Source organism: Microbacterium sp. bgisy203 (assembly GCF_057706945.1).
This window is the reverse complement of sequence record NZ_JBYIPF010000001.1, coordinates 333,330-354,199: the sequence shown is the minus strand read 5'-3', so window position 1 is coordinate 354,199 and position 20,870 is coordinate 333,330. Positions and strand designations below refer to the sequence as shown.

Here is a 20,870-nt window from a genome sequence, read left to right as displayed (position 1 = left end):
GATGAGCCGTCACGTCCTGAGCCTGCTCGTCGAGGACAAGCCGGGCCTGCTCACCCGCGTCGCGGGCCTGTTCGCCCGCCGGGGCTTCAACATCGAGTCGCTCGCCGTGGGCGTCACCGAGGTGCCGGGCCTGTCCCGCATCACGGTCGTCGTCGACGTCGAGGGCCTCCCGCTCGAGCAGGTGACCAAGCAGCTCAACAAGCTCGTCAACGTCATCAAGATCGTCGAGCTCGAGCCGGCGGCATCCGTCCAGCGCGAGCACATGCTCATCAAGGTCCGCGCCGACAACCAGACGCGCTCGAACGTCATCGAGGTCGTGAACCTCTTCCGCGCGTCGATCGTCGACTATGCGACCGACGCGCTGGTCGTCGAGGTGACCGGCGACCGCGGCAAGGTCGACGCGTTCCTGCGCGCCCTCGAGCCCTTCGGCGTGAAGGAGCTCGCCCAGTCCGGCATGGTCGCCATCGGCCGCGGCGGAAAGTCCATCACCGAACGCGTCCTGCGCGGCTAGACCACCCGATACAAGGAGAAACACAACACCATGGCCGAGATCTTCTACGACTCCGACGCCGACCTGTCGCTCATCCAGGGCAAGAAGGTCGCGATCGTCGGCTACGGCTCGCAGGGCCACGCCCACGCGCAGAACCTCCGCGACTCCGGCGTCGAGGTCGTCATCGCGCTCAAGGAGGGCTCGAAGTCCAAGGCGAAGGCCGAGGAGGACGGCTTCACCGTCATGTCGGTCGCCGACGCGACCGCGTGGGCCGACATCATCATGATCCTCGCGCCCGACCAGCACCAGCGCGGCATCTTCACCGACGAGATCCTGCCGAACCTGACGCCCGGCAAGACCCTCGCCTTCGCGCACGGCTTCAACATCCGTTTCGGCTACATCGACGCGCCCGAGGGCGTCGACGTCATCCTCGTCGCCCCCAAGGCCCCCGGCCACACGGTGCGCCGCGAGTTCGTGGCCGGCCGCGGCATCCCCGACATCATCGCGGTCGAGAAGGATGCCTCCGGCAACGCCTGGGGTACCGCCCTCGCGTACGCGAAGGCGATCGGCGGCACCCGTGCCGGCGTGATCAAGACGACCTTCACCGAAGAGACCGAGACCGACCTCTTCGGCGAGCAGGCCGTCCTCTGCGGCGGTGTGTCGCAGCTCGTGCAGTACGGCTTCGAGACGCTCACCGAGGCGGGCTACCAGCCGCAGATCGCCTACTTCGAGGTGCTGCACGAGCTGAAGCTCATCGTCGACCTCATGTGGGAGGGCGGCATCGCCAAGCAGCGCTGGTCGGTCTCCGACACGGCGGAATACGGCGACTACGTGTCGGGCCCGCGCGTCATCGACCCGCGTGTCAAGGAGAACATGCAGGGCGTCCTCGCCGACATCCAGTCCGGCGCCTTCGCCGAGCGGTTCATCGGCGATCAGGATGCCGGGGCGCCCGAGTTCCAGGCGCTGCGCGCCGCGGCCGCCGAGCACCCGATCGAGGCCGTCGGCAAGGACCTGCGCGCCCTGTTCGCGTGGAAGCAGCAGGACGAGGGTTACGTCGAGGGTTCGGCCGCGCGCTGATCCTCGCTGAGATTCCCGGCCACCCGCCGGGTACGGCTTGATCCAAGCCACCGGGCCCGGCCCCCACACCAGGGGGCCGGGCCCTTCTCGTTCACTAGAGTGAACGCATGACCGCAGCCCTCGAGATCGCCGTCCAAGACCCTGCCGGAGCGCGCGACGCGATCGCCGCCGGCGCCGACCGGCTGGAGCTCTGCCAGGCCCTGGGCGTCGGTGGGGTCACCCCTTCGATCGGCCTCATCGAGGCGACCGTCGCCGCCGTCGGCGGTGCGCGCGTCAATGTGCTGGTCCGGCCGCGTGCGGGCGGTTTCGTCTACGACCGGAGCGAGATCGCCCTCGTCTCCGCCGACATCTCGGCGGCCGTCCGCGCCGGCGTCGGGGGAGTGGTGATCGGTGCGCTCACCTCCGACGGCCGCGCCGACGTCCCGACGGTGCGTCGGTGGCGGGATGCCGCAGGACAGGCGACCCTCGTCTTCCATCGCGCGATCGACGCCGCGGCCGACCCCGTCGCGGTGCTCGAGCAGCTGCGCGGCGCGGGCGTCGACCGCGTGCTCACCTCCGGCGGGGCGACGCGGGCGATCGACGGGCTCGAGACGCTCGCCCGCCTCGTCGAGATCGCCGAGGGCGGCGCGGAGATCATGGCGGGCGGCGGTGTGCGCGTCGAGGACATCCCCGCCATCGTCGCGACCGGCGTCGGCGCGGTGCACCTCTCAGCGCGGGCTCTCGCCGGCGAGGACGAGCCCTCGGGGCCGGGCGGGGGGACCGCCGGGCACGATGTCACCGACATCACCGTCGTGCGAGCGGCGGAGGCCGCGTGCCACACCGATGACGCTACGCTGAGCGCGTGAGCACAGGACGCGACGACGACGCCCTCCGTTGGGACGGCGACGACGATCCGACGCTCGACGTCGGCTCCCTGCCGGAGGCGGACCCCGAGCGCGGCGCCGCCGACACGTCGGAACCCCTGGCCCTGCCCGACGGGTACCAGGCGGTCGGCAAGGGGAGCGAGAAGGTCGGGCACATCGAGTCGGACGGCACCGTCACGATGCCCGGGGACGCGCAGCCGATGTCGAACGGAACGCTCGTGACCCTCGGCATCCTCGCGGGCGCCTATCTTCTCTTCACGATCGGCTGGATCATCGGCGGCATCCGCCTGCAGGGTACGGCCCAGTTCCTCGTGAGCCCCGTGGGCTACCAGGTGTCGTTCTGGCTGGCCGTGGCCGCTCCGGCGCTGTGGTTCCTGACGACCTACCTGCTCACGCGGGCGTCGAAGAGCTGGGTGCGGATCGTGTGGCTCATCGCGGGACTGGTCGTCCTCATCCCGTGGCCGTTCGTGATGGTGGGGGCGGTGGGTCAGTGAACGCGCGCAAGGAGCACAAGGGCCGGGCGGAGACTGTGTCCGTGTCCCCGACGCCCGAGAAGACCGCCAAGCCGCGCATCATGCCGACGTGGCTCATCGTCACGCTCTCGGTGTTCTTCGGGCTTTTCTACGCCTACTTCGTCTGGAACGCGGTCGAGTTCCTCATCGCGCAGGCGAGCGGCACGGTGCCCCTCAACGCATACGGCTGGTTCGTGCTGCTGTTCGCCGTCGTCTTCCCGCTGATCGCGTTCGGCACGGCGTTCGCGATCGGCTGGCGCCGCACGTGGTGGGAGTTCTCGCTCGTCCTCCTGACCGGTCTCGCCGTCACCGCGGTCTTCTGGCTCGACGTCATCGCGTACAGCGCGACGTCGGGCTCGTCGATGCTCGGCTGACAGCGCGCCGTCCGCCCGGCGGCGACGAGTCGTCACACGGTCATCGACGCCTCCGCGCGGCGAGTAGGCTGGCGGTCGATCCCACCCGAACGCGTCGTCCGCGCGAACACCGAAGGTCTGCCCTGTGTCCCAGTCAGTGTCCCAGTCAGCGTCCAAGCCTGTCGTCCTCCTCGCCGAAGAACTCTCTCCCGCCACGATCGACGCACTCGGTCCCGACTTCGACGTCCGGAACGTCGACGGCACCGACCGGCCGGCGCTGCTCGCCGCGATCGCCGACGCGGACGCGATCCTCGTCCGCTCGGCGACGAAGGTGGATGCCGAGGCGATCGCCGCAGCTCCCAAGCTCAAGGTCGTCGCACGCGCGGGCGTCGGGCTCGACAACGTCGACATCAAGGCGGCGACGGCCGCCGGCGTCATGGTCGTGAACGCCCCGACCTCGAACATCATCTCCGCCGCCGAGCTCACCGTCGGCCACATTCTGAGCCTCGCGCGCCACATCCCCGCCGCGCACGCGTCGCTCGCGGGCGGCGCGTGGAAGCGCAGCTCGTTCACCGGCACCGAGCTCTTCGAGAAGACCGTCGGCATCATCGGCCTCGGGCGCATCGGCGCGCTCATCGCGGCGCGCCTCCAGGGCTTCGGCGTCTCGGTCGTCGCCTACGACCCGTACGTCACCCCCGCCCGCGCCCAGCAGCTCGGCGTGACCCTCCTGTCGCTCGACGATCTGCTCGCGCAGAGCGACTTCGTGACGATCCACATGCCAAAGACGCCCGAGACGACCGGCATGATCGGCACTGCGCAGTTCGCGCTCATGAAGCCGACCGCCTACATCGTGAACGTCGCCCGCGGCGGTCTCATCGACGAGGAGGCGCTCTACACGGCGCTCACGACCGGCGAGATCGCCGGTGCGGGCCTCGACGTCTTCACCTCCGAGCCCCCCAAGGAGGACGGCACCGCCTTTCCGCTGCTGTCGCTCCCGAACGTCGTCGTCACGCCGCACCTGGGTGCCTCGACCGACGAAGCGCAGGAGAAGGCGGGCATCTCGGTCGCCCGCTCGGTGAAGCTCGCCCTCGAGGGCGATCTCGTCCCCGACGCGGTGAACGTCGCGGGCGGGGTCATCGACCCGTTCGTCCGCCCCGGCATCGCCCTCGTCGAGCAGCTCGGCCAGGTGTTCTCCGGCCTCGCGACGAGCGCGCTCACGAGCCTCGACATCGAGGTGCGCGGCGAGCTCGCGGCGTACGACGTGAGCGTCTACCGCCTCGCGGCGCTCAAGGGCATCTTCACGAAGATCGTGAGCGAGAACGTCTCGTACGTCAACGCGCCCCTGTTCGCCGAGCAGCGCGGCATCGAGACGCGCCTGATCGTCGAGGCCGAGAGCCCGCTCTACCGCAATATCACGATCCTCCGCGGCGCCCTCGCCGACGGCACCGTGCTGACGGTCGCGGGGACGCTCGCGGGTACCCGCATGGTGCCGAAGATCGTCGGCATCAACGGCTACGAGATCGAGGTGCCGATCGAGCAGCACCACGTCGTCATGCGCTACGCCGACCGCCCCGGCATCGTCGCGATCTACGGGCAGAAGCTCGGCGAGGCGGGCATCAACATCGCCGGCTTGTTCGTCGCCCAGCCCGACGCATCGGGCCGTGCGCTGTCGGTGCTGACGGTCGATCAGCCGGTGCCCGAGGAGATCCTCGACGACATGCGCGACGCCGTCGGCGCCGACCTCTTCCGCGAGATCGACATCACCGAGGACTGACGCTGCGCTCCACGAGGGCCACGAGCGCGTCGAGCGCCTCACCGCGGGGCACGGGGCCGGAAGCCCCGGCGGCTTCGCCGAGCGCGTTGTTGTAATAGAGTCCGTCGCTGACGAGCAGCACGAGATCGAGCGCGGTCTCGTCGCGCACGTGCCCACGCAGGGCGTCAGCCCAGCGCTGGCGCACGGCGCGGAGGGCATCGGATGCCGCGGCGCTGCCGCCCTGCGCGAGTCGCGCGACGGCGATGAGGGCGCGGTCGAGCGGGTCGTCGTCCATGACGGACGTGCGCAGGAAGAAGGCGACGGCGCCATCGGGGGAGGCGATCATCTCGTCGAGGTCGTCATCGGCGAGCACCACCAGGCGTTCGATGAGGGCGAGTTCGAGCGCCTCCTTCGAGGCGAAGTGGTACAGAAGACCGCCCTTGGACACTCCCGCCGCGCGGGCTGCGGCATCCATCGTCGCCGCGCGTTCGCCCTCGTCGATGAGGAGCGCCTCGAACGCGTCGAGGACGAGGTCGCGGGCGCGCGGGGGTCTGCTCATGGTCCGATCCTTCCATTTGAGCGCGAGGCATCCGGGCGCGGGCAGCTTCCGGCATACGCCGTCTTCTGATACTATACCGGCTAGACGGTAAACAAATGACTTCTCAGAACACACTCACCCTCACGGAACAGATCCGGATCGCCGACGGCAACGGCGTGCGCGTCGGCTGGCGCGGCTGGGCCGCGCTCGTCGTGCTGATGCTGCCCGTGCTGCTCGTCTCGGTCGACAACACCGTGCTGAGCTTCGCGCTGCCCGAGATCGCCGCGGACCTCGGCCCGACGAGCGCGCAGCAGCTCTGGATCATCGACTCGTATCCGCTCGTGCTCGCGGCGCTCCTGGTGACCATGGGAACCCTCGGTGACCGGTTCGGCCGCCGCCGCATGCTGCTCATCGGCGCCACGGGGGTCGCGGTCGTCTCGGCCCTGGCCGCATTCGCGCCGGCCGCGGGCTGGCTCATCGCCGGCCGCGCCGCGATGGGCGTCTTCGGCGCCATGCTCATGCCCTCGACGCTGTCGCTCCTGCGCTCGATCTTCACCGACCGCGAGCAGCGCCGCATCGCCATCGCCGTCTGGGCTGCGATGTTCTCCGCGGGCGCCGCGCTCGGCCCCATCGTCGGCGGATTCCTGCTCGAGCACTTCTCGTGGGGATCGGTCTTCCTCATGGCCGTGCCGGTCCTCGTGCCGTTGCTCGTCCTCGCGCCGATCCTCGTGCCCGAGAGCCGCGACCCGAACCCGGGCCGCATCGACCCGAAGAGCATCGTGCTGTCGGTGCTCACGATGGTGCCGATCGTCTTCGCGATCAAGGAGTTCGCGGTCTACGGCTGGAGCCTGCAGGTTCCGGCGCTCGTCGTGATCGGCCTCGCGTTCGGCGCGCTGTTCGTGCGCCGTCAGCTGCGGCTGCGCGAGCCCATGCTCGACATGCGCCTGTTCGCGCGCGGCACGTTCACCGGAGCGCTCCTCGTGAACCTCCTGAGCGTGATCGCCCTGGTCGGCTTCCTCTTCTTCGTCGCGCAGCACCTGCAGCTCATCGTCGGACTGTCGCCGATGGAGGCGGGCTTCGCGCTCGTCCCCGGCATGGCCGCGATGATCGTCGCAGGTCTCGGCATCGTGCCGATCGCCTCGCGCGTCGACGCACGCATCATCGTGCCGGTAGCCCTCGCGTTCTCCGTCGCGGGCTACATCATGGTGGCGCTATCGGCCACCGACGCCGACCTCGGCCTCCTCATCGCGGCCTTCGCGCTCCTCGGGCTCGGGATCGGAGCGGCCGAGACCGTGTCGAACGACCTCATCCTCTCGAGCGCCCCGCCGGAGAAGGCGGGCGCGGCGAGCGCGGTCTCCGAGACCGCGTACGAGCTGGGCGCCGTGCTCGGCACTGCCGTCCTCGGCGGCATCCTCACCTCGCTCTTCCGCACCGGGATCGTCCTCCCGGCGGGCCTCGACGCGACGCTCGCCGGCGCCGCGCGCGAGACGCTCGCCGGCGCGATGACGATCGCCGACCGGATCGGCGGCGAGGTGGGCGCGCAACTGCGCCTCGCGGCGGCCCACGCGTTCGACTCGGGCGTCGTCGTGACCTCGCTCGTCGGGGCGGGTCTGGTCGTCGTGGCCGCCGTCATCGCGGCCACTACGCTGAAGACCACACCCCACCGTAAGGAGAGCGATGTCGCGCGTGGTCAGATTGGCAGTCATACCCGGTGACGGGATCGGCCCCGAGGTCGTCGCCGAGGCGGAGAAGGTGCTGGATGCCGTCACTTCCGGTTCCGACACGGTCTTCGAGAAGACGCGCTTCTCGCTCGGTGCGGCGCGCTACCTCGACACGGGTGACACTCTGCCTGACGAGGACCTCGCGGCGATCGCCTCGCACGATGCGATCCTCCTCGGCGCGGTCGGCGGCGTGCCCGGCGACCCGCGCCTGAAGGATGCCAACATCGAGCGAGGGCTGCTGCTGAAGCTCCGCTTCGCGCTCGACCACTACGCCAACCTCCGCCCCGCGACGCTGTACCCGGGCGCGGCCGGTCCCCTCGCGGAGCCGGGCGAGATCGACTTCGTGGTCGTCCGCGAAGGCACCGAGGGCCCCTACGTCGGTAACGGCGGGTCGATCCGCACCGGCACGCCGCACGAGGTCGCCAACGAGACGAGCGTCAACACCGCCTACGGCATCGAGCGCGTCGTCCGCTACGCCTTCGCGCAGGCCGAGCGGCGGCGGAAGAAGCTGACCCTCGTGCACAAGACCAACGTGCTCGTCCACGCGGGCGGGATGTGGCAGCGGATCGTGAACGCCGTGGCATCGGAGCACCCCGAGGTCGCCGTAGACTACATGCACGTCGACGCGGCCACGATCCACCTGGTCACGAGCCCCAGCCGCTTCGATGTGATCGTCACCGACAACCTCTTCGGCGACATCCTCACCGACCTGGCCGGCGCCGTCACCGGAGGCATCGGCCTCGCCGCCTCGGGGAACATCAATCCCGACGGCGCGTTCCCCTCGATGTTCGAGCCCGTGCACGGTTCGGCGCCCGATATCGCGGGGCAGCAGAAGGCCGATCCCACGGCCGCGATCCTCTCCGTCGCCCTCATGCTCGACCACCTCGGGCTCGAGGACGAGGCGCGACGCGTCACCCGCGCGGTCGAAGCGGACATCGCGGGTCGGGGGAGCGCGCCCCGCAGCACCGCCGAGGTCGGCGACGCCATCGCTCGTGCCATGCAGGCATAGGCTGGCACCGCGACGCACGAAAGAAGAGAACGCATGAGCCTCACCTACGACCCCGACGCCGGACTCGCCCCGCTGGAGTTCGCCGTTTCGAAGAACCTCGCCGCGAAGACGGATGCCGAACGCTCCGAGCTGCTCGCCGATCCGGCCTTCGGCACGACGTTCACCGACCACATGGTCGACATCTGCTGGTCGGTGCGCGGAGGCTGGCATCGCCCCCGCGTGCAGCCGTACGGACCGCTCTCACTCGACCCGGCGGCCGCTGTGCTGCACTACGGTCAGGAGATCTTCGAGGGCATCAAGGCCTACCGGCACGCCGACGGCTCGATCCACACGTTCCGCCCCGCCGAGAACGGCAAGCGGCTGCAGCGCAGCGCACGCCGCCTGGCGCTGCCCGAGCTGCCCGTCGAGTACTTCATCGAATCGCTGAAGGCGCTCATCGCCGTCGACGGCGCCTGGGTGCCTGCCGGCGACGACCAGAGTCTGTACCTCCGCCCGTTCATGATCGCCAAGGAGGCGTTCCTCGGCGTCCGTCCCGCGAACAAGGTCGGCTACTACGTCATCGCCTCTCCCGTCGGCGCCTACTTCAAGGGCGGCGCGAAGCCGGTCTCGATCTGGCTCAGCGAGGACTACGCGCGCGCAGGCAAGGGCGGCACGGGCGCAGCGAAGACCGGCGGCAACTACGCGGCCAGCCTGCTGCCGCAGGCAGAAGCCTACGAACAGGGGTGCGATCAGGTCGTCTTCCTCGACCAGGAGCGCAACGTCGAGGAACTGGGCGGCATGAATGTCGTGTTCGTCTACAAGGACGGCACGATCGTGACCCCGCAGTCCGACTCGATCCTCGAGGGCATCACGCGCGACTCGATCCTGCAGCTCGCGGCCGACCGCGGGCACCGGGTCGAGGGACGCGCCGTCTCGATCGACGAGTGGCGCCTGGGCGTTGCGTCCGGCGACATCGTCGAGGTGTTCGCCTGCGGTACGGCGGCCGTCGTCGCGCCGATCGGCGTGCTCAAGGGGCGCGACTTCATCGACGAGCAGCCCCTCGGAGAGCTCGCGCTGTCGCTGCGCCAGGAGCTCACCGACATCCAGTACGGGCGCCGCGAGGACGTGCACAGCTGGCTCGTGCGTCTGGACGCGTGAGATGCGGATCGCGCGCTTCAGCCACCAGGACGCCATCCGCTACGGCATCGTCGACGAGGGCGAGATCGTCGTTCTCGCCGGCGACCCGATGTTCGCGGGATTCGAGACGACGGGGGAGCGCATCCCGCTCGGCGAGATCGCGTTGCTCGCACCCGTCATCCCGCGCTCGAAGATCATCGGCATCGCCCGGAACTATCGCGATCACGCCGCCGAGCTCGGCAACGCCGTGCCCGAGGCGCCGATGATGTTCCTGAAGCCCAACACGTCGGTCATCGGCCCGGGTGACGCCATCGTGCGACCCAGCGAGTCGGAGCGCACTGATTACGAGGGCGAGCTCGCCGCCGTCATCGGCCGCGTCGCGAAGAACGTTTCGGCCGAGGATGCCTTGGACTACGTCTTCGGCTACACCATCGGCAACGACGTGACGGCGCGCGATCTTCAGAAGACCGACGGTCAGTGGGCGCGCGCGAAGGGCTTCGACACGTTCTGCCCGCTGGGACCCGCGATCGAGACCGAGTTCGACCCCGCACCCGAGGTACGGATCGTCACGCGGGTGAACGATGAGGTGCGCCAGGACGGCACGCTCGGCGAGATGGTGCACGACGTGGCGTCGTTCATCTCGTACGCGTCGCACGCGTTCACGCTCCTCCCAGGTGACGTGATCCTCGCCGGTACGCCCGCGGGCGTCGGGCCGTTCGTCGCCGGCGACGTGGTTGAGGTGGAGATCACGGGCCTCGGCATCCTCCGCAACACCGTCCGCGACGCGTGAGCGTCACCACCGCCGACGAGGTCGCCGCCCTCCAACGCCGCACCGTCGGGGTGCTCGCGGCCGGTCAGGTGCTCGGCGGGATCGCGTTCGGGGCCACCGTGTCGCTCGGGGCGTTGCTCGCGGCCGACCTGTCGGGGCAGGACGCGCTGTCGGGCCTCGCGACGGCATCCGTCACGCTCGGCGCGTCGTTCTGCGCCATTCCGCTCGCCCGCCTCGCCGCGCGCCGCGGACGGCGGGTGGCGCTCACGCTGGGGAACCTCTTCGCGCTCGTCGGCATCGCTGTCGTCATCACGGCGGCGGCGCTGCGTGTCTTCCCGCTGCTCCTCGTCGGCGTCATCCTCATCGGGGCGGGGAACGCGGGCAACCTGCAGTCGCGCTTCGCCGCGACCGACCTCGCGGTCTCGAACCGCCGCGCCCGCGACCTCGGCGTCGTCGTCTGGGCCACGACGGTCGGCGGTGTGCTGGGGCCGCTCCTGCTGACGCCCGGCGAGGCGCTCGGGCAGGCGATCGGCATGCCGCCGCTCACCGGCGCCTACGCCTACTCGATCGTGGCGCAGGTCGCTGCGTTCGTGCTCTACGTCATCGCGCTCCGGCCCGACCCGCTGCTCGTGGCGCAGCGCCTCGCGCGGGGCGGCGAAGCGCGCCGGGAGCACATCGTCGAAACCGACCGCCCGTTGACGGCGCGCTACGCGATCTTCGCCGTCGCCGGGTCGCACGTTGTGATGGCATCCGTCATGGCGATGACGCCCGTGCACCTCGCGCATCTCGCGCCCGACCACGTGACACTCGTCGTCGGGACGACGATCGCCCTGCACGTCTTCGGTATGTACGGCCTCTCACCGCTGTTCGGCATGCTCGCCGACCGGTGGGGGCGCATCGCGACGATCCTGCTCGGGCAGGCTCTGCTCGCCGCGGCCCTCGTCCTCGCGGCGGTCGCCCCCGACTCGCAGTGGACGGTGCTCGTCGCGCTGTTCCTGCTGGGAGCGGGCTGGAGTGCGGCTACGGTGTCGGGAGCGGCTCTTCTCACCGAGAGCACGCTGACCGCGCTCCGCCCGAAACGGCAGGGCCTCAGCGACACGATCATGACCTTCAGCGCCGCCGTCGGGTCAGTGCTCGCGGGCGTCGTCCTCGCGTGGATCGGCTACGGGGGACTCGCCCTCGTCGCGCTCCTCGTCGTCGTCGCGGTGTCGGTGCTCGCGCCGTACGCACGGGTGCTGGCCGTGCGCGAGGCGTAGGCCGCGCGAGGCGGAGCGGGCGGTCAGAACCGCGTCTCGACGAGCCCGACGACCACGGGGTCTGCTGCGGACAGGTCATCGACCACGGGGATGAGGCGCCACTTGTCGAACATCGTGCACGGGTGCGAGAGTCCGAGAAGCACCCGGTCGCCGACGGCGACGGCGGGGCCGGCCGCGCCGGGGTCCGTCGTGCGGAGGAACGCGTGCTGGTCGTTGACGGCGTCGATCTCGCCCTCGAGGGGTTGCCAGGGGCCTCCGGAGCGGCTGAGCGCGAGCGGGACGGGCAGATCGAGGTCGTACGGCACGTCGCGCTTTCCGGCGTCGAGGAGGGCGAGGCCCGGCTCGGGCGCCGACACCACGCGGGCGACGGCGCGCGCGGCGGGGCGGAGCCCGGCGCCCTCGAAGGGCGACACCGACCGGTAGTAGCCCTCGTCGTGGATGAGGGATGCGCCCGAGCGGATGACGAACCGGCCGGGGAGCCGCGCGGCGGCCTCCGCGAGCACGTCGGCGACGACGTCGGGGAAGGCGCTGCCCCCGGCGGTCACGATCGCGTCGTCGGCATCGTCGTAGGCGGGCAGGAGCGATTCGTGCAGCGCGACGAGGTCGCGGACGAACTCTCCGGCATCCGTCAGCGCGTCGTCCGACCGTCCGTGGGCGATCGCGCCCTCGTACCCGGCGACGCCGGCGAGGCGGACGCAGGGGGTGTTGAGCACGCGCGCCGCGAGGGCGAGGGCGGCGTCGACGCTCCGCGCTCCGGTGCGCCCGCCGGGCCGTCCGAGCTCGACGAGCACGTCGAACGTCGTGTAGCCGCCGAGCTCGGGCTGCGCGGCGACATCGGCGAGCAGGTCGACGGCGGCCGGGTCGTCGACCCACGTCCAGAGGCGCCCGCCGTTCTCCTGCAGGTCGTGGGCCAGGGCGGTTGCCGCGGCCTCGTCGATGAGCTGGTTCGCGAGCATGATGTCGTGGATGCCGGCGGCGCGCGCGGTCCGCACCTGCCAAGGTGTCGCGAGGGTGATCGCGGTGGCTCCGGCATCTAGCTGCCAGCGCCACAGCTGCGGCGCCATCGTCGTCTTGCCGTGCGGCATGAGTTCGAGGCCGCGCCCGGCGATCCAGTCGGCGAGGAACGCGACGTTCCCGGCCAGAGCCGATTCGTCGAGGACGAGTGCGGGGGTCCAGAGATCGGACAGGCGCGGGCGGCGGGCGAGGAAGTCCTCGGCCGCCGTGCCCGCAGCCCACGCGGGCAGCGCCTTGTCCTCGGCGCGGAGGATGCGGCCGGTGGGCGTGCGCTGCCAGGTCATGCTCAGGCGCCGGTGGTCGTCTCGCCGGACTGCTCGGGGAGCTTCGCGACGACGTCGATCTCGACAAGGATGTCCGCGAGGCGCGAGCCGACCGTCGTCCGCACCGGGTAGGGCGCCGTGAAGAACTCGGCGTAGGCGCGGTTGTACTCCGCGAAGTCGCGGTCGAGGTGCTCGAGGTGCGCCGTCACCTTGACGACATCGTCCATCGTCGCGCCGCTCGTGGCGAGGACGTTCTGGATGTTCCGGAGCACCTGCTGCGTCTGCTCGTAGACGCCGCCGGGAACGACCTGGCCGGTCGCCGGGTCCTGCGGACCGAAACCGGCGGTGAACAGGAAGCCGCCGGCGACGACGCCGTGGCTGTAGGGACCCGCCGGGACGGGGGCGTTCGGGATGGTGACGGCGGTGCGGGGCATGGGATGTTCCTTTCGGTGGGTGGTCAGAGCGGGGCGGGGCGGGCCGCCCGGCCGGGGGAGGCGTCGGTGAGGGCGCCGCCGGCGAGCACGGGGAAGCCCGCGACGAGCACGTCGTCGATGCCGACGGCGAGGGAGGTCGGCTCGGCGTAGGTGGCGGTGTCGGCGACGGTGTCGGGGTCGACGAGCACGACGTCGGCGCGGCGGCCCGGGACCAGGATGCCGCGATCGTGCAGTCCGAACCGCGCGGCGGGACGCGCGGCGAGGTGCTGCGCCGCACCGGCCCACGAGAAGGCTCGTGTCTCACGCACGAAGGTCCCGAGAAGCCGCGCGAACGTGCCCCACGCGCGTGGGTGCGGAACGTCACCGATGAAGATGCCGTCCGAGCCGCCCGTGTGCGCGGGGTGCGCGAACAGGTGCGCGAGGTTCTCGACGGGGCGCTCGTCGCGCACCGCCATCACCGCGCTCACCTCGAGACGGGTCTCGATCAGGAGATCGAGGGTCGCGTCTTCGACGTCGACGCCGCGGCGCTCGGCGAGCGCGGCGAGCGTGAGCCCCGGGGCGTCGGGGGTCGCGGGCGCGTGGGCGACCGTGACCATCGTCGGCCACTCCGGGCCGAGGCTCGGCTTCAGCGCGACGAGGGGAAACCAGCCGGTGCGCAGGCGCCGACGTTCGAGGGGGTCGGCGAGGAGCGTGGTCGCCTCATCGACCGAGTGGGCGCTGTACTCCGGCGGGAGGAGCGCCATCGCGACGAGGGTGCACCCGCGCGTGTACGGGTACATGTCGAAGCTGATGTCGGCGCCCGTCGCGGCGAGGTCGTCGAGCAGCCGCCGTCCGGCCGCGGCTTCTACGTGGTAGTGCGATACGTGCGCCCGGACGCCGCTGCGGCGGCAGATCTCGGCGATCTCCGCGAGGCCGGCGGCGGTGTTCGTCTCGTAGCCGCCGCGCATGTGCGTGACGTGGAGTCCGCCTGCCGCCGCGACCGGCTCGCACAGGGCGGCGAGCTCGGTCGCGTCGGCGAAGAGGCCGGGAACGTAGTCGAGGCCTGTCGACAGACCCAGCGCCCCCTCGCGCAGACCCGCCTCGACGAGGTCGACCATCGCGGCGAGCTGTTCGCGGTTCGGCCGTCCGGCATCCATCCCCATGACGGCGTGCCGGACGGTGCCGGCGGGCACGAGGTAGCCGACGTCGAGGGGCGTGGCATCGTCGTACGTCGCGAGGAGGTCGGCGACGGACCCGCCGCGGAAGGTCGGGTGCGGTCCGTTGATCGCGGCGAAATAGCGGGATGCCCAGACGCCGTCGCCGGGAGCGTACGACACGCCGTCTTGGCCGGCGATGACGGTCGTGACGCCCTGTCGGAGGAGCGCGAGCTGCACGTCGGGCCGGAAGACGGCTCCGTCGGCGTGGGAGTGCGCGTCGATGAGCCCCGGGAAGACGAGCCGTCCCGTGGCATCGAGGATGTCGTCGCCGGATGCGGCGCTGACGTGCCCCGCCTCGACGATGCGGCCGCCCTCGATCGCGAGATCGGCGGGTCGCGGGTCGGCGCCGGTGCCGTCCACGAGCACGCCGCCGCGGACGACGAGGCGGGGGGAGGAGGTCACGGCGGCGCTTTCGAAGGGTTTCGCGGGGCGTGGTCCCGCTGCACCTCGCCCGCGATGCGGACATCGCACGCGGGACGCCCGTGCGATCCCCTCGATCCTAGCGAGCGGCGCGCGCCGTCGGGCCGGAGGACGCGCTCAGTAGCGGGCCGAGAACCCGCCGTCGGCGTGGATCAGCTGCCCCGACACCCAACGACCTCCGGGGGAGATGAGGAACGACACGAGTGCAGCGATGTCGTCGGGCCTGCCGAGGCGTCCGAGCGGCTGCGCGACCGTGAGGGCGTCGCGCGTGCGGACAGCGCGTCAGAACGGAGGTGGCGACTCGCTGACGAAGCCTGTCGGTGTGCGTACCTCGACCGATCCGTCGGGTCTCGATCGGAACCAGATCCGCGTGCCGTGTCGCAAGCTGTGTTCGGGCGGGCAGAGCGGCCGGAGCTGTCGGAGGTCGGTCGGACCGCCCCGCGCCCATTCGATGATGTGGTCGACGTCGCAGTCCGCGGCGAGTCGGTCGCAGCCGTCGCGCGCGCACGTGCCGTGCCGCAGCACCAGGAGATCGCGCTGTGCGCGGCTCGGCCGATAGCTGCGACGGTCGAGGTCGACGGGCACGCTCCGTACGGGGTCGACGATGAGCCGGTGGTACGCGTCGGCGTCGAGGAAGAGCTGTGCCGCCGTGAACGGGTCGAGGTCGGGTCCGCCGACGATGCGCGCGTGCTCTGCGAGTCCCGATCCGCCGCACAGCGCGCAGTGCCCGTGCGCGTCGCCCCTTCTCCCGCCGAGCAGTCCCACGGGCACCGTCACGAACACCTTCACCTTCGTCGCTGCCGGCGTTCCTTCGCCGCGCAGCCACGCCGAGGCGAGGTCGGCGCGGATCTGATCGCGCGAGCGCCCGTCGCGCCCATCCTTCTGCACGTTCTTCGCCGTGCTCCTGAGGCGCCGCTTGATCGCGATCGCCTCGATCGCGGGGACGAGCACGTGCACCCACGCCATCCCGTCCTCGGGGTCGTCGACGATCACCCGACGACTCACGCGGGCATCGGCATGCCGTTCCGTCATCGTGTGCGGGTCGAGGCGGTCGACGAGCGTCCGGAGCCTCCGTCGGAACGCCCCTGCCGTGAGCGAGAGTACCCAGTCGGACGTCTGCTGATCGACGAGCGCGATCGCCGCGCGCGAGGCCGTGAGTTCCGCCTCGTCGGCGCCGTATCGCGGACGCAACCGCAGCAGGGCGTCGGTCGTCGCCTCGACCAGCGCGAACGGGGCGAACCCGTCACGTGCCCGCTGCCACAGCAGCGGAAGCGACGCGTCGGCCGTGCGAGCGACGTGCGCGAGATCGCGGAGTCGGCCCTCGGCGATGCGCAGGCGCAGCGTGATCTCGAGCAACGCCGCGCGCTCGGCCGCGCGCTCTCCGTCGTCGCCGTCGTCCGTCGTGTAGATGTGCGGATTGCGCGTCGCGAAATCGAGCGCGCCCGCGATGCCCGACGCCAGGCGAGCGGCCGCCTGGTTCTCGGTCATGCGGCTCGGCGTGAGCGCATCGAGAACGTACCCCATCGCCTCTTCGGCGGTGACCGTCTCGACCTGATCCATACCCCCGACGCTACTCGGGGGGTCCGACATCGCCTTCCGCGACTCCGGAACCTAACTGCCGAGCGCTCGCGCCGCCCGGTCGACGTCGTCCGCGTCGTTGAAGACGTGGAACGCCACCCGTGCGCGCCCGTTGCGCCCCGACGCGACGATTCCCGCCGCGGTGAGGCGCGCGAGGTCGCAGCCCGAGGCATCCGGCCAGGTCACGATCGCGCTCGGCAGCGCGGGGACGGGAAGGCCCAGGCGGGCGCGGAAGGATGCCGCGAGCTCCGTCACGTGCGCGTGCACCGTGTGGAGGTCGGCGGCGGCGAACGCCGCGAGCGCCGGCCGCGCCCCGACGAACGCCTGCCAGGCCGGTGACACGTCGAAGCGGCGCGCGCACCCCGCGAGGTCGGCGTCGCCGCCGTAGCACGACGACCAGGGGTCATCGCCCGCGTACCAGCCGGCCTGCACGGGGCGGAGCGATCGGGCGTAGTCCTCGCGGAGGGTCAGGAACGCGACCCCGCGCGGGCAGCACAGCCACTTGTACGCGTGGCAGAGCAGCGCGTCGACGCGCGTGGCATCCACCGGCATCCAACCGACGGCCTGCGTCGCATCGCACACCGTGCGCGCCCCGACGCGGGCGGCCGCCGCGCAGATCGCGCCCAGGTGGGCGACCTCTCCCGACCCCGACTGTACGAGCGAGAACGCCACGAGTGCGGTGTCGGGGGTCACGGCTGCTGCGAGCGAAGCGAGGGGAGCGGTCCGCACCCGGATGCCGCGTCCCGCGTGCACGAACGGCAGCACGAGCGACGAGAACTCGTCCTCGGGCACGAGCACTTCGGAGCCGTCGGGAAGCGCCGCCGCGAGCAGACCGACCTGCACGGAGGTCTGCGACCCGATCGCGACACGCGCGGCGTCGACGCCGACGAGCGACGCGAAGGACGCGCGCGACGCCTCGACGGCGCGCGAGTACGCCGTGACGTCCGGGCGACCGGCCAGGTCCGCGGCGACCGCGGCGCGCGTGCCAGCCATCGGCAGACCGACCGTGCAGGCGGCGAGGTAGCCGGCCGCGTCCGCGAACTCGGCGCGGAGGTCGAGCAGGGGATCGGGGGCGAGGGTGGTGATCACGGCATCCACGGTCGCTGATGGACACTCATACGTCTACGGCAGGTATCGCATGAAACACATGCGGTGCGATGATGAATGGATGCCGGATGCCTCGCACGACCTCCCTCTCGATCTCGACCTGCAGAGCCTCCGCATCGTCCGCGCGATCGCCGACACGGGGTCCATCACGGGCGCTGCCGACAGCCTCGGCTACAGCCAGCCCGCGATCAGTCAGCACGTGCGGCGGCTCGAGCAGCGTCTCGGTGTGGCCGTCGTCGAGCGCGTCGGGCGCGGCGTGCGCTTGACCGAAGCGGGGCGCGTGCTCGCGAAGCACGCTCCGACCGTCGCGCTCGCGGTCGACGCGGCGGCGGAGGAGCTCGCGCAGCTGCGGGGCCTGCGGACGGGCGTCGTGCGCCTCGTCGCGTTCCCGTCCGCGTCTCCCGTGATCGTGCCGCGCCTGATCGCCGCCCTCGCGGCCTCTCATCCTGGGCTGACGCTGACCTTCGTCGAGGCCGAGCCGCCCGAGGCCGTCGAGGCGATCCGCGAGGACCGCGCAGACATCGCCCTGACCTTCAGCTACCCCGGTGACCGCGACGACCCGCACCGGTCGAGCGCACGCGGTCTCTCGGTGCGCAGTGCCGGTCGCGACGACCTCATGCTCGTCCTCCCGAGCGGGCACGGGGCGGTGGGCGATCTCGCCGAGCTGGCGGACGAAACCTGGATCGCCGGCTGCCCGCGCTGCCGCGGACACCTCCTAGAGCTCTGCGAACGCGCGGGATTCGCCCCGCGCATCGGCTTCGAGACCGACAACGTCGCCGCCGTCGAGGGTCTCGTCGCTCAGGGCATCGGCGTCGCGACGCTGCCGCGCATGGCGGTGGAGTCGTTCCCGCTGCTGCCCGGCATCGTCACCGCACCGCTCCCCGCCGCCGAGGCCCGACGCCTCCACGTCGTCACGGCGCAGGGCGCGGAGCGCGTGCCGTCGCTGGGCGCGGCGCTCGACGCGCTCGGGGCGGTGCTCGCGGCATCCCGATAGTCCGCCCCGATAGTCCCTCCCGATAGTCTCAGCCCGTGTCGGAATGGGATGGGACGGGCCAGGCGTACGCCGTGTCGTTCGCGCAGCTGACGGCGGGCGCGGTCGCGCCGCTTCTGGATGCCGTCGCGCGCGCGTCGCCGGGGGAGCGTTCCTCGATGTCGGCGCCGGATCCGGCGTGCTGACCGACGCGGCGCGTGCCCGCGGCTACGACGTGCGGGCCACGGAGCCCGAGGCATCCATGCGCGCGGTCCTGCGCGCCGCCCATCCCGACCTCGAGGTCGCGGCGGCATCGGTACCGCACCTCCCATACGACGACGGCTCGTTCGACGTCGTCGCGGCGAACTTCGTCGTGAACCACGTCGCCGACCCGCGCGCCTCGGTGCGGGAACTCGCCCGCGTGACGCGGGCGGGCGGTGTGGTCGCGGTCACGATCTGGCCGACCGGCGCGAGCCCCCTCCGTCCCGTCTGGGAGGCGATGGCGGGTGCCGCGGGCGCGCCGCCCTTCGCGAACGCGCTGCCTCCCGAGCACGACTTCCCGCGGACGGAGGAGGGCCTCGCGGCGCTCCTCGCCGCGGCATCGCTCACAGACGTGCAGACGACCAGGCCCGCGTGGATGTGGGAGGTCGCGCCCGGCGTCCTGTGGCACGCGGTCGAGGGCGGCATCGCGACGATCGGCAACCTCTACCGGCGCGTCGACCCCGCCGCGCAGGAGCGCATGCGCGCCGCGTTCGAGCGCGAGACCGACGCGCGCGTCGAGGCATCCGGCCTTCTCGCCCTTCCGCACGACGCGATCCTCGCGATCGGCACACGGTGAACACGCGCGCATCGACATCGCCGCGCCCCGTGCGGCGGCGGCCCGAGAACTAGACTGGTGAGGATGTCTGCAGCGATCGATCCCCGAACCACCACCGCCTCCGGCAGCGACGTCCGCGTGCGCTTCTGCCCCTCGCCGACGGGGCTGCCGCACGTCGGGATGGTGCGCACCGCCCTCTACAACTGGGGGTACGCGCGGCACACCGGCGGCAAGCTGATCTTCCGCGTCGAAGACACCGACGCCGCCCGTGACAGCGAGGAGAGCTACCGCCAGCTCGTCGACGCGCTCACCTGGCTCGAGATCGACTGGGACGAGGGCGTCGAAAAGGGCGGGCCGCACGAGCCGTACCGGCAGTCGCAGCGCGGCCCCATCTACGCCGAGGTGCTCGAGAAGCTCATCGCCTCGGGTGCGGTCTACGAGTCGTACTCAACGGGCGAAGAGATCGACGCGCGCAACGACGCGGCCGGCCGCGCCCGCCAGCTCGGCTACGACAACTACGACCGCGACCTCACCGACGAGCAGGAAGCCGCCTTCCGCGCGGAGGGGCGTGAGCCCGCGTGGCGCCTGCGCGTGCCCGATCACGACCTCACCTACGTCGACCTCATCCGCGGCGAGGTGACCTTCCCCGCGGGATCGTTCCCCGACTTCGTCGTCGTGCGCGCGGGCGGGCAGCCGCTCTACACGTTCACGAACCCGGTCGATGACGCGCTCATGGGCATCACGCATGTGATCCGCGGCGAGGACCTCATGCCCTCCACCGCGCGTCAGCTCGCGCTGTATACGGCGCTCATCGACGCGGGCGTCACCGACTTCCTGCCGCGCTTCGGGCACATGCCCCTCGTGCTGGGCGAGACGGGGACCAAGAAGCTCTCCAAGCGCGACCCGAAGGCTGACCTCTTCCTGCAGCGCGAGAAGGGCTTCATCCACGAGGGGCTCCTCAACTACCTGGCCCTCCTCGGCTGGTCGATCGCGCCCGACCGTGACGTGTTCACCCTCGAGGAGTTCATCGCGGCGTTCGACATCGCCGACGTGAACCCCAACCCGGCCCGCTTCGACCAGAAGAAGGCCGAGTCGATCAACGGCGACCACATCCGCATGCTCGAGGCATCCGACTTCGCCTCACGCCTCGTTCCCTATCTCGCCGCCGCGGCCCTCGTCGAGACGCCGCCGACGCCCGATCAGCAGAAGACGCTGGATGCCGCAGCCCCTCTCGTTCAGGAGCGCATGCAGCTGCTGGGGGAGTCGGTCGGGCTCCTCGGGTTCCTCTTCCGCGACGAGGTCGTCTACGAGGAGGATGCCCTCGCGAGCCTGCCGGAGAACGCAGGACCGATCCTCGTCGCCTCCGCCGGCGCGCTGGAGCTGGTACCCGCGCAGGACTTCACGGCCGCCGCGATCCAAGCTGAGCTGCAGAAGGCGCTCATCGACGATCTGAAGCTCAAGCCGCGGGTCGCGTACGGGCCGCTCCGGGTCGCCATCAGCGGTCGGCGCGTCTCGCCGCCGCTGTTCGAGTCGATGGAACTGCTCGGCAAGGAGGAGTCGATCCGGCGGGTCGGCGCGCTCGTCCAGAAGATCGGCTGATCTCGGTGCGGTGCC

21 protein-coding genes and 1 pseudogene are annotated in these 20,870 nt (G+C 71.4%); 15 read left to right on the top strand and 7 right to left on the bottom strand.

Going from position 1 to position 20,870, the window contains the following annotated elements; translation table 11 throughout:
- The first annotated feature begins 1 nt into the window (after position 1).
- From ilvN to serA, 6 genes are all read left to right on the top strand, one after another.
- Positions 2-511 carry an acetolactate synthase small subunit gene (ilvN, locus tag AC3ENQ_RS01720; protein WP_431801081.1) on the top strand — a complete coding sequence of 170 codons (510 nt, stop codon included), beginning with the start codon at positions 2-4 and terminating at the stop codon, positions 509-511.
- 30 nt (positions 512-541) lie between these two features.
- Entirely contained in the window at positions 542-1,567 is a 1,026-nt protein-coding gene (ilvC, locus tag AC3ENQ_RS01715; RefSeq protein WP_431801079.1) for a ketol-acid reductoisomerase, read from the top strand.
- A gap of 107 nt (positions 1,568-1,674) precedes the next feature.
- On the top strand, positions 1,675-2,412 hold the full coding sequence (locus AC3ENQ_RS01710; RefSeq protein ID WP_431801077.1) for a copper homeostasis protein CutC: 738 nt from the start codon (positions 1,675-1,677) through the stop codon (positions 2,410-2,412).
- Positions 2,409-2,924 (top strand): DNA polymerase III subunit gamma/tau, encoded by a 516-nt coding sequence (locus AC3ENQ_RS01705; RefSeq protein ID WP_431801075.1) that lies wholly within the window; start codon positions 2,409-2,411, stop codon positions 2,922-2,924. Before AC3ENQ_RS01710 ends, AC3ENQ_RS01705 begins: the two co-directional genes overlap by 4 nt.
- 41 nt (positions 2,925-2,965) lie before the next feature.
- A complete protein-coding gene (locus AC3ENQ_RS01700) occupies positions 2,966-3,316 on the top strand; it encodes a bacitracin resistance protein (RefSeq protein WP_431801073.1) in 351 nt (116 codons plus the stop codon).
- Positions 3,317-3,440: 124 nt separating this feature from the next.
- Positions 3,441-5,069 (top strand): phosphoglycerate dehydrogenase, encoded by a 1,629-nt coding sequence (gene serA / locus AC3ENQ_RS01695; RefSeq protein ID WP_431801071.1) that lies wholly within the window; start codon positions 3,441-3,443, stop codon positions 5,067-5,069.
- On the opposite strand, the gene AC3ENQ_RS01690 is transcribed toward serA, so the two are convergent.
- Complete coding sequence (locus tag AC3ENQ_RS01690) at positions 5,056-5,607, bottom strand: TetR/AcrR family transcriptional regulator (protein ID WP_431801069.1); 552 nt, start codon at positions 5,605-5,607, stop codon at positions 5,056-5,058. The two genes, serA and AC3ENQ_RS01690, sit on opposite strands and share 14 nt — an antisense overlap.
- 95 nt (positions 5,608-5,702) lie before the next feature.
- Here AC3ENQ_RS01690 and AC3ENQ_RS01685 point away from each other — a divergent pair, with 95 nt between their 5' ends.
- From AC3ENQ_RS01685 to AC3ENQ_RS01665, 5 genes are read left to right on the top strand one after another with little or no spacing between them, the layout of a single operon-like run.
- Positions 5,703-7,301, top strand: coding sequence for an MFS transporter (locus AC3ENQ_RS01685; RefSeq protein WP_431801067.1), 1,599 nt, complete (start codon positions 5,703-5,705; stop codon positions 7,299-7,301).
- Positions 7,264-8,316, top strand: a complete 1,053-nt coding sequence (locus AC3ENQ_RS01680) for a 3-isopropylmalate dehydrogenase (RefSeq protein WP_431801065.1) — start codon at positions 7,264-7,266, stop codon at positions 8,314-8,316. Before AC3ENQ_RS01685 ends, AC3ENQ_RS01680 begins: the two co-directional genes overlap by 38 nt.
- A gap of 33 nt (positions 8,317-8,349) precedes the next feature.
- Positions 8,350-9,453 (top strand): branched-chain amino acid aminotransferase, encoded by a 1,104-nt coding sequence (locus tag AC3ENQ_RS01675; RefSeq protein WP_431801064.1) that lies wholly within the window; start codon positions 8,350-8,352, stop codon positions 9,451-9,453.
- A gap of 1 nt (position 9,454) precedes the next feature.
- Positions 9,455-10,222 carry a fumarylacetoacetate hydrolase family protein gene (locus tag AC3ENQ_RS01670; protein ID WP_431801062.1) on the top strand — a complete coding sequence of 256 codons (768 nt, stop codon included), beginning with the start codon at positions 9,455-9,457 and terminating at the stop codon, positions 10,220-10,222.
- The gene (locus AC3ENQ_RS01665; protein ID WP_431801060.1) at positions 10,219-11,457 is read left to right on the top strand and encodes an MFS transporter; all 1,239 of its coding nucleotides are present in this window, start codon (positions 10,219-10,221) and stop codon (positions 11,455-11,457) included. The genes AC3ENQ_RS01670 and AC3ENQ_RS01665 overlap by 4 nt, the downstream gene beginning before the upstream one ends.
- 23 nt (positions 11,458-11,480) lie before the next feature.
- On the opposite strand, the gene AC3ENQ_RS01660 is transcribed toward AC3ENQ_RS01665, so the two are convergent.
- The 6 genes and pseudogenes from AC3ENQ_RS01660 to AC3ENQ_RS01635 form a co-directional block, all read right to left on the bottom strand.
- Positions 11,481-12,755, bottom strand: coding sequence for a type III PLP-dependent enzyme domain-containing protein (locus AC3ENQ_RS01660; RefSeq protein WP_431801058.1), 1,275 nt, complete (start codon positions 12,753-12,755; stop codon positions 11,481-11,483).
- A 2-nt stretch (positions 12,756-12,757) separates the two neighbouring features.
- Entirely contained in the window at positions 12,758-13,168 is a 411-nt protein-coding gene (locus AC3ENQ_RS01655) for a RidA family protein (protein ID WP_431801056.1), read from the bottom strand.
- Between the two features lie 23 nt (positions 13,169-13,191).
- Positions 13,192-14,766 (bottom strand): N-acyl-D-amino-acid deacylase family protein, encoded by a 1,575-nt coding sequence (locus AC3ENQ_RS01650; RefSeq protein ID WP_431801054.1) that lies wholly within the window; start codon positions 14,764-14,766, stop codon positions 13,192-13,194.
- A 135-nt stretch (positions 14,767-14,901) separates the two neighbouring features.
- Positions 14,902-15,051: pseudogene (locus tag AC3ENQ_RS01645) on the bottom strand (SDR family oxidoreductase); the annotation flags it as partial.
- Positions 15,052-15,066: 15 nt separating this feature from the next.
- Complete coding sequence (locus tag AC3ENQ_RS01640) at positions 15,067-16,344, bottom strand: HNH endonuclease signature motif containing protein (RefSeq protein ID WP_431801052.1); 1,278 nt, start codon at positions 16,342-16,344, stop codon at positions 15,067-15,069.
- Positions 16,345-16,395: 51 nt separating this feature from the next.
- Complete coding sequence (locus AC3ENQ_RS01635; RefSeq protein WP_431801050.1) at positions 16,396-17,451, bottom strand: aminotransferase class V-fold PLP-dependent enzyme; 1,056 nt, start codon at positions 17,449-17,451, stop codon at positions 16,396-16,398.
- A 79-nt stretch (positions 17,452-17,530) separates the two neighbouring features.
- Here AC3ENQ_RS01635 and AC3ENQ_RS01630 point away from each other — a divergent pair, with 79 nt between their 5' ends.
- The 4 genes from AC3ENQ_RS01630 to gltX all read left to right on the top strand — a co-directional run bounded on the left by AC3ENQ_RS01630 (position 17,531) and on the right by gltX (position 20,855).
- Positions 17,531-18,463: a LysR family transcriptional regulator gene (locus tag AC3ENQ_RS01630; protein WP_431801049.1), complete on the top strand. Its 933-nt coding sequence runs from the start codon at positions 17,531-17,533 to the stop codon at positions 18,461-18,463.
- 35 nt (positions 18,464-18,498) lie between these two features.
- Positions 18,499-18,645 (top strand): hypothetical protein, encoded by a 147-nt coding sequence (locus tag AC3ENQ_RS01625; RefSeq protein WP_431801047.1) that lies wholly within the window; start codon positions 18,499-18,501, stop codon positions 18,643-18,645.
- Positions 18,639-19,277, top strand: a complete 639-nt coding sequence (locus AC3ENQ_RS01620) for a class I SAM-dependent methyltransferase (RefSeq protein ID WP_431801045.1) — start codon at positions 18,639-18,641, stop codon at positions 19,275-19,277. Before AC3ENQ_RS01625 ends, AC3ENQ_RS01620 begins: the two co-directional genes overlap by 7 nt.
- A gap of 63 nt (positions 19,278-19,340) precedes the next feature.
- On the top strand, positions 19,341-20,855 hold the full coding sequence (gene gltX / locus AC3ENQ_RS01615) for a glutamate--tRNA ligase (RefSeq protein WP_431801043.1): 1,515 nt from the start codon (positions 19,341-19,343) through the stop codon (positions 20,853-20,855).
- Positions 20,856-20,870: the final 15 nt, after the last annotated feature.

Bases quoted from the DNA above. Each gene is read 5' to 3' on its own strand.
- ilvN (WP_431801081.1), top strand. From the start codon at position 2: ATGAGCCGTCACGTCCTGAGCCTGCTCGTCGAGGACAAGCCGGGCCTG.
- ilvC (WP_431801079.1), top strand. From the start codon at position 542: ATGGCCGAGATCTTCTACGACTCCGACGCCGACCTGTCGCTCATCCAG.
- AC3ENQ_RS01710 (WP_431801077.1), top strand. From the start codon at position 1,675: ATGACCGCAGCCCTCGAGATCGCCGTCCAAGACCCTGCCGGAGCGCGC.
- AC3ENQ_RS01690 (WP_431801069.1), bottom strand. From the start codon at position 5,607: ATGAGCAGACCCCCGCGCGCCCGCGACCTCGTCCTCGACGCGTTCGAG.
- AC3ENQ_RS01685 (WP_431801067.1), top strand. From the start codon at position 5,703: ATGACTTCTCAGAACACACTCACCCTCACGGAACAGATCCGGATCGCC.
- AC3ENQ_RS01680 (WP_431801065.1), top strand. From the start codon at position 7,264: ATGTCGCGCGTGGTCAGATTGGCAGTCATACCCGGTGACGGGATCGGC.
- AC3ENQ_RS01675 (WP_431801064.1), top strand. From the start codon at position 8,350: ATGAGCCTCACCTACGACCCCGACGCCGGACTCGCCCCGCTGGAGTTC.
- AC3ENQ_RS01670 (WP_431801062.1), top strand. From the start codon at position 9,455: ATGCGGATCGCGCGCTTCAGCCACCAGGACGCCATCCGCTACGGCATC.
- AC3ENQ_RS01660 (WP_431801058.1), bottom strand. From the start codon at position 12,755: ATGACCTGGCAGCGCACGCCCACCGGCCGCATCCTCCGCGCCGAGGAC.
- AC3ENQ_RS01655 (WP_431801056.1), bottom strand. From the start codon at position 13,168: ATGCCCCGCACCGCCGTCACCATCCCGAACGCCCCCGTCCCGGCGGGT.
- AC3ENQ_RS01640 (WP_431801052.1), bottom strand. From the start codon at position 16,344: ATGGATCAGGTCGAGACGGTCACCGCCGAAGAGGCGATGGGGTACGTT.
- AC3ENQ_RS01630 (WP_431801049.1), top strand. From the start codon at position 17,531: ATGCCGGATGCCTCGCACGACCTCCCTCTCGATCTCGACCTGCAGAGC.
- gltX (WP_431801043.1), top strand. From the start codon at position 19,341: ATGTCTGCAGCGATCGATCCCCGAACCACCACCGCCTCCGGCAGCGAC.